This window comes from Lacipirellulaceae bacterium, assembly GCA_040218535.1.
Classification (GTDB): Bacteria; Planctomycetota; Planctomycetia; order Pirellulales; family Lacipirellulaceae; genus Adhaeretor.
The window spans coordinates 82,881-95,709 of record JAVJRG010000009.1 but is presented as its reverse complement, the minus strand read 5'-3'; the positions used below and the strand labels follow the sequence as shown (position 1 = coordinate 95,709).

9 protein-coding genes are annotated in these 12,829 nt (G+C 54.3%); all 9 read left to right on the top strand.

What is annotated here, in order from left to right; translation table 11 throughout:
* Positions 1 to 28 precede the first annotated feature (28 nt).
* From eda to RIB44_11385, 9 genes are read left to right on the top strand one after another with little or no spacing between them, the layout of a single operon-like run.
* Positions 29 to 742: a bifunctional 4-hydroxy-2-oxoglutarate aldolase/2-dehydro-3-deoxy-phosphogluconate aldolase gene (eda, locus tag RIB44_11425; protein MEQ8617196.1), complete on the top strand. Its 714-nt coding sequence runs from the start codon at positions 29 to 31 to the stop codon at positions 740 to 742.
* Between the two features lie 18 nt (positions 743 to 760).
* Positions 761 to 1,849, top strand: coding sequence for a sugar kinase (locus RIB44_11420; protein ID MEQ8617195.1), 1,089 nt, complete (start codon positions 761 to 763; stop codon positions 1,847 to 1,849).
* The gene (locus tag RIB44_11415; GenBank protein MEQ8617194.1) at positions 1,850 to 3,250 is read left to right on the top strand and encodes a sulfatase-like hydrolase/transferase; all 1,401 of its coding nucleotides are present in this window, start codon (positions 1,850 to 1,852) and stop codon (positions 3,248 to 3,250) included. It begins immediately after the preceding gene.
* A gap of 11 nt (positions 3,251 to 3,261) precedes the next feature.
* Complete coding sequence (locus RIB44_11410) at positions 3,262 to 4,692, top strand: sulfatase-like hydrolase/transferase (GenBank protein ID MEQ8617193.1); 1,431 nt, start codon at positions 3,262 to 3,264, stop codon at positions 4,690 to 4,692.
* A 27-nt stretch (positions 4,693 to 4,719) separates the two neighbouring features.
* Entirely contained in the window at positions 4,720 to 6,177 is a 1,458-nt protein-coding gene (locus tag RIB44_11405) for a family 16 glycosylhydrolase (protein MEQ8617192.1), read from the top strand.
* Positions 6,177 to 7,544 (top strand): family 16 glycosylhydrolase, encoded by a 1,368-nt coding sequence (locus tag RIB44_11400; GenBank protein ID MEQ8617191.1) that lies wholly within the window; start codon positions 6,177 to 6,179, stop codon positions 7,542 to 7,544. The genes RIB44_11405 and RIB44_11400 overlap by 1 nt, the downstream gene beginning before the upstream one ends.
* Entirely contained in the window at positions 7,541 to 9,148 is a 1,608-nt protein-coding gene (locus RIB44_11395; protein ID MEQ8617190.1) for an MFS transporter, read from the top strand. Before RIB44_11400 ends, RIB44_11395 begins: the two co-directional genes overlap by 4 nt.
* A 48-nt stretch (positions 9,149 to 9,196) precedes the next feature.
* The gene (locus tag RIB44_11390; protein ID MEQ8617189.1) at positions 9,197 to 11,176 is read left to right on the top strand and encodes a glycoside hydrolase family 127 protein; all 1,980 of its coding nucleotides are present in this window, start codon (positions 9,197 to 9,199) and stop codon (positions 11,174 to 11,176) included.
* 48 nt (positions 11,177 to 11,224) lie between these two features.
* Positions 11,225 to 12,829: a sulfatase gene (locus RIB44_11385; protein ID MEQ8617188.1), complete on the top strand. Its 1,605-nt coding sequence runs from the start codon at positions 11,225 to 11,227 to the stop codon at positions 12,827 to 12,829.

The following is a 12,829-nucleotide window of genomic DNA, read 5'->3' as shown; positions in this document are numbered from 1 at the left end:
CAACTGACGAAATCCTGGGGTACACTCGATGACCAACAGCTTCCCAACAGAAATCCTTGAACGGCTCGCCGCTTCGCAGGTCGTGGCTGGATTCTCCCTGGAGAATGCCGTGAATGCCGTGCCCTTGGCGGAAGCTCTGTTGGCTGGTGGCATCGACACGATCGAGTTGACGCTCCGGACTTCCGCCGGCGTCGAAGCGGTACGGGCAATCTGCGCCAATGTTCCCGAAATGCTGGTCGGTGTCGGGACCATTCTCACCCCCGAGCAAGCTTCAGAAGTCAGAGACGCAGGCGCGCACTTTGGTGTTTCGCCCGGTTGCAACGCGCGCGTCGTCAACCAAGCCCGCGAGATTGGGCTGCCTTTCGCTCCTGGGGTAGCAACGCCTTCAGACCTTGAGGCAGCCATCGAGTTGGGTTGCCGCTTTGTGAAATTCTTCCCAGCGGAAGCCTCAGGAGGAATCACCTACCTGCGAAGCATGAGCGCACCGTATCGCCACCTGGGCATGCAGTACTTTCCGCTCGGGGGGCTGAACACCGAGAACATGCTGACTTACCTGGCAGAGGATAATATTCCAGCAATCGGAGGTTCGTGGATCGTGCAGGATCGTCTCGTCGAGGCCCAAGATTGGACCGCCATCGTCGCCCGTGCTGCTGAGGTCCGCGGCGCCTTGAATGGTAAAACGGTTCTCGGGGATAATGTCGCCCCGCCCCCACCGGCGGCTACCCTACCTGCAACCGTTTAGAAATCTGGGAGACGATTGATGAAACCTGTTGTGACCTTTGGAGAGATCATGGGCCGCCTTGCCCCTCCCGGTAATCTGCGTCTGCGACAGACGCGCGAATTCGACGTGACCTACGCGGGGGCCGAGGCCAGCGTTGCCGCCTCGATCTCGAACTTTGGCGGCGTTGCTCGCTATGTTACTGCTTTGCCGAAACATGCGCTCGCGGACGCCACGGTCGATTCTGTTCGAGCGATCGGCGTCGATACTCAGTACATCGTACGGACCGATGAGGGGCGTCTCGGCCTTTACTTCCTTGAGACCGGTGCTAATCAGCGACCAAGCAACGTTGTCTACGACCGCGCTGATTCAGCCGTTTCGTTGACAAGCGCTGATCAGTACGACTGGGATGCCATTTTTGATGGTGCCCAGTGGTTGCACCTTAGCGGGATTACTCCCGCCCTTTCTCGGACGGCGGCAGAGGCCACGCTAACGGCTGCGCAGAAGGCCAAGGAAGCGGGTGCACAGGTCTCGATCGACTTGAATTTCCGCGGCAAATTATGGAAGTGGGACTCGCCCAAGACATCTCATGAACTGGCGCAAGAAACGATGCGGACGATCCTGCCTTCTATCGATCTGGTGATCGCTAACGAGGAAGACTGCCACGACGTGCTTGGCATTCAAGCTGGTGAAACCGATGTCCACAAGGGCGAGCTTGATACCTCGCGGTACCCGGATGTCGCCAGCCAGGTGGTTAGCCAGTTCCCGAACGTAAGCAAAGTGGCGATCACTCTGCGTGAGAGTCTCTCTGCCTCGCACAACAACTGGGGTGCGATGCTCTACGAAGGGGCGTCAGGAAAGGCCCATTTCGCCCCGCTCGATTCCGAGGGGAACTATCGTCCCTACGAGATCAAGAACATCGTCGATCGCGTTGGAGGAGGCGATTCCTTTGCGGCGGGACTGATCTTTGCCTCAACAACGCCGGAACTTAGTGACCCGCACACAACGCTCAAATATGCCGTAGCGGCTTCCTGCCTGAAGCATTCGATCAAAGGCGATTTTAATTATTCAACACGGAAAGAAGTCGAGGCCCTGATGGGTGGCTCGGCTTCGGGAAGGGTCGTTCGCTAGATGATGCGATCACTTGTCACAGCTACTGTTCTCGCGTTCATCTTCGGCGCGCCTTGCATTGCCAGCGAGAAGCCCAATATCGTGTTGCTGTTCGCGGATGATGCGGGCTACGGAGATTTCGGATTTCACGGCAGTCATCATTTCAAGACGCCACATCTCGACGGGCTCGCCAAGCGCGGCGTTCAGTTATCGCAGTTCTACGTTAGTGGTGCCAGTTGCGGGCCTTCTCGCGCGGGCATGCTGACTGGGATGTACCAGCAACGTTTCGGTTTTCAAGAAAACAATGTCCCCGGGATGATGAGCAAGAATGGCAAGCAAACCGGCGACGACATGGGTTTGCCGACCAGCTTGAAGACCATGGGAGACCATCTTCAATCACTTGGCTATCACACGGGAGTCTTTGGCAAGTGGCATCTAGGCATTGATGACAAGTATCACCCGCTGCAGCGTGGGTTCGATGAGTTCTACGGCTTCCGCGGCGGCGCCAGAAGTTTTTTCACCCTCGCTGATCCCAAAAACTCTCCGCACGAGAATCTGATCGAACGAGACTTCGAGAACTATCAGGAGCATGAGGGTTATTTGACGAATGCACTCGCTGACGAGACCTGCGCATTCATCGAGAAGAACAAAGAAAAACCGTTCTTTGCCTATGTCTCGTTCAACGCTGTCCATGCACCGATGGAGGCTGATCCGCAGGACGCACAGGAATTCCCGCAGTTGAAAGGAACGCGCCGTACTGCCGCGCAGATGATGCTCTCCATGGATCGCGCATGCGGACAGATTCTCGACAAACTGAAAGAGCTAGGTCTTGAGGAGAATACGCTCGTTGTCTTCACCAACGACAACGGTGGTCCAATGGATCGGAATGGTTCGAGCAATTATCCGCTGAGCGGTGTCAAAGGAACACAGCTCGAGGGTGGCATCCGTGTGCCGGCAATTGTTGTGTGGCCAGGTAAACTGCCTGCGGGGGAAACCTACTCGAAGCCTCTCATCACTCTCGATTTGCTGCCGACATTCATCAAAGCTGGGGGCGGCGATCCCGCTCAGGCTGAGGGGCTCGATGGAGTGGATATCGTTCCCTATTTGAAGGGAGAGGAGGATGGCGTCCCGCATCAGACCTTGCATTGGAAGATGGAGACTCGCGCCGCCATCCGCGATGGGGATTGGAAGTTGCTGCGCTATCCCGATCGCCCCGCAGAGTTATTTAACCTCGCGGACGATCCAGGCGAGCAGAACGATTTGGCTACCGAGAAGCGGGATCTGGTCAAGGAACTCTTCAGGAAACAGTTCTCTTGGGAATCTGAGCTACAACGTCCCCTCTTCATGCTGACTCCAGCCGCTGAAGCTTGGTCGGCACGCCGTATGGATGAGTTTCGTTCTCCTCCCAAAGCTGATTACTGAAAAGGACAACGATGAGACCGCTATTCACTATCTGTCTCTTGATTTCAAGCTCACCTGCTTGGGCAGAGCGACCTAACATCGTCGTCATCATGTGCGACGACTTGGGCTATTCCGATGTGGGGTTCAATGGTTCGACCGATATCAGAACTCCCAAGCTCGACGAATTAGCAAATAACGGAACAGTTTTCACATCCGCATACGTGGCTCACCCATTTTGTGGTCCAAGCCGTATGGGAATGATGACGGGACGTTATCCTCATGAGTTCGGTGCACCGTATAACCTTCCAGGGAATGGTAAGGGCACTGATGCGGATTACCGACAAGGGATTGATGTTCGTGAAAAGCTCATCAGTCGTGTCTTGCAAGAGGCCGGGTACTTCACCGGTGCTGTGGGGAAATGGCACATGGGGGTGATGCCTGAGTACCACCCCAACCAGCGCGGCTTTGACGAATACTATGGGTTCCTTGGCGGAGGACACGATTATTTTCCCAGCCGATTCAAACCGGCATACCGGAGGCAACTTAAGGCTGGGAACAAGTACATCAACGACTACCTCCATCCGCTGGAACACAATGGACAGGAGGTCGACGAGCAGGAGTACATCACTGACGCCCTTTCGCGCGAAGCCGTCAACTTCGTGAAGCTCGCGGCGACGAAAGATCAGCCTTTCTTTTTGTACTTGGCTTACAACGCTCCGCATTCTCCGTTGCAGGCGAAAGAGGAAGACATGGCTCCCTACGCTGACATTGCCGACGAAAAGCGGCGAACCTACGCAGGCATGGTCGCAGCGGTCGATCGCGGCGTGGGCCGCCTGGCAGAAGCACTAAGGGAGACCGAGCAGTTCGAGAACACGCTGGTCGTGTTCCTCAGCGACAATGGCGGCAAGCTGAGCCTTGGTGGCACCAATCGTCCGCTTAAAGGAGGTAAAGGAGATTCCTACGAAGGTGGCTTCCGTGTCCCAATGTTCTTCCATTGGCCTTCGCAAGTTGCTGCTGGCCAGAATTACAAGCATCCGGTGACGGCGCTCGACTTTTATCCCACGTTCGCGAATCTCGCGACGGCGGAGATCCCTGCCAGGAAGAATCTCGATGGCAAGGACCTTTGGCCAGCACTGAAAGCGGGCGAGAGCGTCCGCCCCGGCGAGAGCATCATCGCGTTAAGACATCGAAATGGCTACAGCGATGTAGCGGTCCGTCGCGACCAGTGGAAGGCTTGCCGAGCTTTCAACCAGAAGTGGAAACTCCATAACCTCGACAACGACATCAGCGAGCAGCAGGACCTCAGCGGCAAGCACCCCGAGCTGCTTAAGGAACTCGTCGCCGAAGCGAGGACCTGGAGCCGCACCCTCCCGGATCCGCTTTGGTTCCACGCCACCGAAGCACGGCAGGAGTGGGCAAAAACCGGAATGCCAAATTACGAGCACACTTTTCGCCTCGAATAGATTCCACACTTAGCAGAACCTTTTGAAATGAACTTCAAATCACCAACTATTCGATTCAAGTTACTGATGCCCTTTGGCATTGTTGCTGGCCTTGGGCTAGTTGGCAGTCATTCAATGGCCGAGGAGCATCAATCCTCTCCCGTATCTGACCCTCAGAATCTAGGGGGCTGGGTACTTCGCACCGACATCAGTGACGAGTTTGAAGGCACGGAGATCGACGAGTCCAAATGGTTTGTTCAAGGAAAGAACGACAAGTACTACATCTGGAAAGGGCGTGCTCCTTCGCAGTTCGCTCCGCACAATGTTCGCGTTGAAGACGGAAAGCTAAAACTACGCTCGCAATGGGAGCCCGACTTCCCATTTGCGAGAGGAGAGGGACACGAAGGCAACGACTACGCCATTCACAATGTAAAGACGATTCCCGTCACCACCGCTGGTGTGATCACAAGGAAGCGATTCCTCAACGGCTACATGGAGGCCCGCACCAAAGCCGGAAATGCGGCGATGACCAGCTCCTTTTGGTGCATCGGGTACGAGTCGGAACTCGATGTCTATGAGCAAATGGGAAAGCCAAAGATTCAGGGAGATATCCGCGAAGATACTCTCAAATTGTCCGTCCACGATTGGTCGCCGCCGGGTATCCGTCCGACGCGTAAGTTTGGCACCAAACAGAAGCTTCCCTTCCGCGTCGCTGACGACTTTCACATCTATGGATGTGAGTGGGGCGAAGACTACTTGAAGTGCTTTGTCGATGGAAAACTCATGTATGAGACGACGCAGGAGAAGGAAGGCGACAATTGGGTCCTGACGAATCCCTTGGAGGTTTGGTTCGATTCAGAAATATTCGTTTGGCTAGGCTTGCCGGACGAAAAGCAGTTGCCCGTTGATTACGAGATCGACTACCTGCGAGTCTGGCAAAAGCCCCGGACGAACCTGCTTGACCGGACACTGTTTGGCTTTGAGGGACCGATCTTGTTTCAAGAGGAAACTCGCCCTTTGAATCTCGTCCCGGAGAGCTCTCGCAACAACGACTACCAGCAGTTCTGGCAGATTGATCTCGAGAGTTCCAAATACTTGTCGATCGTGCGGAACGAGCATGCCGCTTCGGGCACCAAGAGTCTCAGGTTTGCTCACGAGGATGACGTACAGGGCGCCCAAGCGACGGCCTTGTCGCCACCCGGTTCGATGAACCTGAAGGCAGGCGAGTACACACTCTCCATAAAGGTGTGGATGAAGCTGCATAGCAATCTGGCAGAACTGCAGGTTTCGTTGAAAGACGCAAACATTGATTTGCCGCCACTCGATCTCGACACAGTCGAGGAAGCAAAGTGGGTCACGCTCAAGTTTCCACTATCGCTTACAGCAGATACGACTGAAGCTGAGCAACTTGAAATGACCGTTGTGGACGGAGACTCTAGCGAGACGATTGGCTTGCTCTACCTCGATGATATTTCGATTCAAAAGAACGAAAAGGCAGGTACATAATGAGCAAGCGAAGCTCACTTCTCTTACTGACGCTGCTTAGTTGGTTTAGCAGTAGCAGCCTGCTTCCCGCAGCGGATCAAGGAGCTGTTGTCCCTCTGGCGGATGCTGCAAATGAAGGTGGCTGGAAACTTAACGAATTGGTCAGCGACGAGTTCGAAGCAGGGAAGCTCGACACCAAAAAGTGGCACATTCAAGGAACCAATGGCGAGTACCGCTCGAACTTCATTGGACGTGCCCCCTCGCAATTCTCCACCGACAATGTCAGGGTCGAAGATGGCAAGTTGAAGTTGGAGGCCCGCTGGGATCCAGATTTCGCTTTCTCAAAGAAGATCGATAAGTCCGACAAGAAAGTGCCCGAAGGGCGTCGCTTCGAAAACATCACCACGGCAGCGGTCATCAGCAAGCAGCAGTTTCTCTATGGCTACATGGAGATCAAATGCAAAGCAGCCGATGCGTCGGTAACCAGTTCCTTTTGGATGACCGGCAACGGAGTCGAGCTGGACGTCTTTGAATTCCTCGCCCGTCCTGCTCAAACTCATAAGAAGCATCTGCCGCGAGAGCTGTGGTCTTCGATCCACGACTGGTCACCCGAGGGGAAAGGCAAAACCACTTGGACCGATCGGTTACAGCTTGATTGGAAAGTGGCCGATGACTTTCATGTCTATGGAATTGAGTGGGATGAAAACTATTTGAAGTTTCATGCCGACGGCAAGCTCGTGAGGACCGTCTTGCGAAAAGATGTGGGCGAAGAGAATTGGGTCATCACCAAGCCGCTTTGGGTTTGGGTCGATTCGGAAACCTTTCCTTGGCACGGCATTCCCGTGAAAGATGATTTGCCTGTCGACTTTGAGATTGAGTACATCCGCATTTGGCAGAAAAACCTTTCCTCGAGCCTCTCATTGAGTTTTGAAGGCCCTTTTGTCTTGGAGGATAAGACTCAAGACTGGTGGATGACCGAGGAGTCCAGAAAACATCTGACGATCGTTGATGAGAAAGCAGCCAGCGGCAACAAGTCGTTGAAGTTTGCAAACGAAAACCCACTTTCAGAGAAAGTTACGGCCTTTGCACCGTTCAGTTCTTCAAAGCTAGGGCCGGGCGACTATGAGCTGTCGATGAAAGTGTGGCTTGAACCTGATTGCGATGTTTCACAGGTAAACATCGTGCTTGAAGAGCCTTGGCTGGAACTGAAGCCGTTCGATCTGTCACGTGTTGAGCGAGGCAAATGGGTCAGGGTTAAACAGTCATTCCGTCGACAAGCTGCTTCGGGCTCCAAGGATCGTATTCGAGTTGTTGTGCAACCCCGGGATACTTCCGGCAATGGAAAGGCCTTGTATATCGACGACTTGTCCCTCGAGAAAACCAGATGAACAACCACACGGCAAACGCTTTTCTATACGCGACGATCGTCGCCATGGGGGGGCTGATCTTTGGCCTCGACGCGGCGTTGATCTCAGGAGCGGAGGAGTTGATCGGCAAGGAGTTTGCGCTCGACTCAATCCAACGAGGCTCCATTGTTGCCGCACCTGCTCTAGGAGTGTTGGTCGCACTGCCGTTTGCCGGTTTCTTCGCCGACCGGCTGGGACGAAAGTGGACGATCATCATCGTTGCGATGCTTTATCTCGTTTCGGCCATTACCTCGGCGTTTGCCCCAAGTGCGACGGCCCTCTACTGGGCGCGGTTTCTGGGAGGGCTGGCTTTTAGTTCGATCTCGCTGGCGTCAATGTACATCGGTGAGATCGCCCCGCCTAAGTGGCGGGGGAAGCTCGTTTCGATGACGCAGATTAATATCGTCATCGGCCTTTCTGGGGCTTATTTTGTCAACTACATCATCAAACACTGGGCTGGCTCGGGTGCCGCTTGGGTGCAGGAGTGGGGCATTAACGAGAACACTTGGCGTTGGATGCTGGGCTCGGAAATCCCCTTTGCAATGCTATGGCTAGGACTGCTTTTCCTCATCCCTGAAAGCCCGTACTGGTATGCCTTGAAGGATCGATCAGAAGACACCATTCGTACGCTCAGCAAAGTCCTTCCCGAAGAAGAGATCGCTCCACATGTTGCCGAGCTGAGAGAGAGCCTGGAGAAAAGTTCCGACGATCGGAGCATCTCCTCGCAATTGAATGAACTGTTTAGTAGTCGCATGCGGCTGACCTTCATCATTGCGTTGACGTTGGCCATCGCTCAGCAATCAACCGGCATCAATGCGGTCCTGTTCTACGCGCAAACGGTATTCAAGCAGTTGGGTATTGGTGAGAACGCAGCGTTTCAATCAGCCGTATGGCTTGGACTTACTGGTCTACTTTTCACGGTGCTGGGATTGCTGCTGGTGGACAAGCTGGGTCGTCGTCCGATGATCATTTGGGGGATGGTTTGGATTATTGCCAGTCTCGGACTGGGTGCCTACGCGTTTCACAATGCTCGTTACGTGCTGACTTCGGAAGCGATTGAGGAAGTCACGAAGACAGAGACCGCTGACGACGACAATGAAGAAGAAAAGAATACACCGGACGCCGAGAAGCTACGCTCTTTGGCGGGCGAAGAGTTTGAAAGTGACATCGCCTTCAAAATGGCTATCAAGGAAGCACTTGGAAAAGACGAAGCGGCCGACCATCAAGGCCTGCTCTTAGAAAAAGCTGCAAGGATAGACGCGACTCTTGTCTTAGTCTGTATCCTGAGTTTTATCGCTGCGTTTCACTTTTCGGTTGGCCCCGTGATGTGGGTGCTGTTCTCTGAGATCTTTCCGGCATCGGTGCGGGGCATCGCGATTCCATTCTTTACGATAATCACCAGCCTCACGAGCTGGCTGATTCAAAAGTTTTTTCCCTGGCAGCTTGAGAATTGGGGGATGAGTTCGATCCTGCTTTTCTACGCCGCTACGGTTGCGATCGGGCTGGTCATCATGGCCTTCAAGCTTGTCGAAACAAAAAACATGTCCATCGAAGAAATCCAGGCCAAGCTGTCACCACAGGGATAAAGGTGCGAGTGATTGTGGTGTTGCGAGGGAAGTCGGAGTAACCAAACCATGACACGAACGGCAACCGCTCATCGCCGCGCGATCACCGCTACTTCTGAGAGCCCACACGTTCGGCTCCGCGGTATCAACTTTGGCGATTGCCGTTGGACGGACGGTTTCTGGGCGGAGAAGTTCCGCTTGTGCGAAGAAGTGATGGTGCCTTACATGGGCTCGCTCCTGAAAGGCGATACTGGGCACGGCTTAAACAATTTCAAAATCGCAGCCGGTTTGATGAAGGGGAAGCACCAGGGATTCGCCTGGCACGATGGCGACTTTTTCAAATGGATGGAAGCCGCCACCTACGTTTATGCCATCAATCGTAATGAAGCAATCTTGAGCGATCTCGACGAAGCAATCGACATTATCGGCAAAGCGCAGGAAGCGAATGGGTATCTCCACACGAATATTCAGATCGATGGGATTCCTCACTTCTCGAATCGCAAGTACCACGAGATGTACAACTGCGGGCATCTCTACACGAGCGCGTCGATCCATCATCGTCTGACCGGCAAGACGAACTTCCTTGAGGTAGCCGTCAAGAACGCGAATTTGCTGTACAGCCTGTTTCAGCCCCGACCCAAGCATCTCGCACGATTCGGTTTCAACCAGTCACAGATCATGGGGCTTGCGGAGCTGTATCGCACGACTGGCGACAAGCGCTACCTGGAGCTCGCGGAAATCTTCATCAACAACCGTGGGAAATCTGAAGTCGTTGAAGACTCGACGACCGAGGGTTACCCCATCGGTGACATGGTCCAAGAGCGTGTCGCCCTGCGTGAAGAAAGCGAAGCGGTTGGGCACGCCGTGCTGGCGATGTACTACTACGCTGGTGCCGCGGATGTCTATGCCGAGACAGGCGAGCATGCCTTGATCGACGCTCTCGATCGGCTTTGGAACAACGTCGCGAAAAAGACGTATGTGACCGGTGCCGTTGGCCAGGCTCACTTCGGAGCATCAACACGCCGCGACAAAATCGAGGAAGGGTTCCTTGAAGAATACCTGATGCCCAACTCCACGGCGTACAACGAAACGTGCGCGAACATTGCCAACGCGATGTTCAACTGGCGATTGCTTGGCATCAAGGGCGAATCGAAGTACGCAGATGTTGTCGAACTCGTTCTCTACAACAGCGCACTGGTCGGAATCAGCACCGACGGAAAGCATTACTTCTACGCAAATCCGCTTCGCATGAATCATGGCCAACGTGAGTATCAGGACCATCGTGACTGCACGGAGTCTGCCGACCGCGAACCGTACATCGAATGTTTCTGCTGCCCACCCAACTTGGTGAGGACGATCGCGAAAGCATCCGGATGGGCCTACAGCTTTTCAGAGAACGGGATTGCCGTGAATCTGTACGGCGGGAACCAGCTCGACACAACACTGCAGGATGGATCACCGTTCAGTCTCGAACAAGAAACCGAGTACCCATGGAAGGGATCGGTAAAGATCACGATTCGTGAGTGCAAGGCGGAACCGTTCCAGCTTTTACTTCGCATCCCAGATTGGGCTCTTGGGACAGAACTTCAAATCAATGGCGAGCCTGCTCCAACGAAAGTCGTGCCCAGAACATTCGCTGTAATTGAACGCGCCTGGAAAGCCGGCGATGTCGTCACGCTCTTGTTCCCGATGGACATTCAGCTCGTTGAAGGGCACCCGCGGATCGAAGAGGTGCGTAACCAAGTCGCTATCAAACGCGGCCCGCTCGTCTACTGCATTGAATCGCCTGACCTGCCCGCGGACGCCAAGGTGTTGGATGTTTACCTTGATCGTAACGCACAACTAGAAGCTCAACATATGCCCGACCTGTTGGACGGAGTTACCATCATCAAGGGTGAGGTGCGGCTTCGCACCGATGGTGCTGAAGGCATGTACCGTGTTGTCCAGCAACCTAGCTGGAAGTCCTATGAGACACAATTCGTCCCCTATTACACGTGGAGCAATCGGGGCACCGCCGAGATGACGGTCTTCATGCCGGTCCTTTGGTGAGCCTCGATTCTCGATTGACTTGCAAATATGAACAATAGATCACCGATCATGAAGCGATTCGCTTCGCTGTTTCTACTCCTCTTGATCGCAAGCCCTTGCTTCGCGAAGAAGCCGAACATCCTCTTCATCGCCGTTGATGATCTGCGTCCTGAGTTGGGCTGCTATGGTTCGAAGGTAGCCATCTCGCCGAATCTCGACAAACTGGCCAAGGACGGTTTGCTTTTCAATCGGGCGTACTGCCAGGAGGCGATCTGCAGTCCCTCGCGAGCAAGTCTTATGACCGGGGCGCGGCCGGATACGATTGGCGTGATCGAAAACTCGGTCTACTTCCGCGACAACAATCCAGACATCGTTACGCTGTCGCAACACTTCATCGCGCACGGCTATGAAGCGGCACACTGCGGAAAGATTTTTCACAAGCCCGCCTTCGCTGACCTCGAACGCTCCTGGAGTCGCAAACCGGCTTACGACAAAGTGAGTTTCAAGCGACCCATCGGAGGATTCGCACTGCCTGAGAATCAGGCAATCGTTCGCAAGAACAACGAGCTTCTTGAGGCAAAATATGGCGAAGGCATCGGCAAGACAGGACTGGTTCAAGGCCCCGCCTATGAGCGAGCAGACGTTCCTGATCAACGCTATCGCGATGGGTACAACACCGATCTTGCGATCGCCACGATGAAAGAAATGGCCAAGAACCCCGACAAGCCATTTTTCTTAGGACTGGGCTTTTACAAGCCGCATCTAAACTTCATTGCTCCTGAGAAGTATTGGAAACTCTACGACAACATTAAACTGCCGCAGGCAACGCATGACGAGGCGCCCGCGAATGGGGCGGAAACAGGCTTACATGCTTCCTTCGAGTTGCGCGTACGTCATGGGATTCCCAAGAGTGGGCCGATTGAAGGCGAGCTCGCGGATACTTTGATGCACGCCTACCTTGCCTGTGTCAGTTACGTCGATGCCCAAGTGGGCCGGATGATCGAGGCGCTCGAAGAGGAAGGCTTGCGAGACAACACCATCATCATCGTCTGGGGCGATCACGGCTGGCACCTTGGCGACATGGGCGTGTGGGGCAAGGCGACCAACTACGAAATCGCGACCCGAGTACCTTTGATGATTTGGACGCCTGAGATGGGCACCCGCGGAGCCACGACCGAAGCTCTCGTCGAATTGGTAGACATGTATCCGACATTGTGTGAGCTGGCCGATCTGCCGATTCCTGAACACGTCGAAGGGCATAGCTTCGCGCCGCTGCTAGATGAGCCAAATAAGCCGTGGAAGAAAGCTGCGTTCAGCCAATTCCCCAACCCGGCCCTCCGCGAATGGGCTGCCAACCCGCTCTCCCGCGGCATGAGAGAAACGTTTTTCGGACCGTTGATTGAAGAAGTTGAGGGGCGAATCATCCAGCAGATGGGCGACAAGTGGGACCGCGATCTCTTTGAGAACCACCTGATGGGTTACGCGATGCGCACCGATCAGTATCGCCTGGTGCTTTGGAAAGATATTCGCGACGCTGAGAGCGAACCGGTGTTCGTCGAGCTTTACGACCACGAAGCCGATCCGTCAGAAACAAGAAATATCGCGAAAGAAAACCCTGAACTCGTTGGTAAACTACAAGAACAGTTTGCGGCTGGTTGGAAAGCAGCTCTTTAG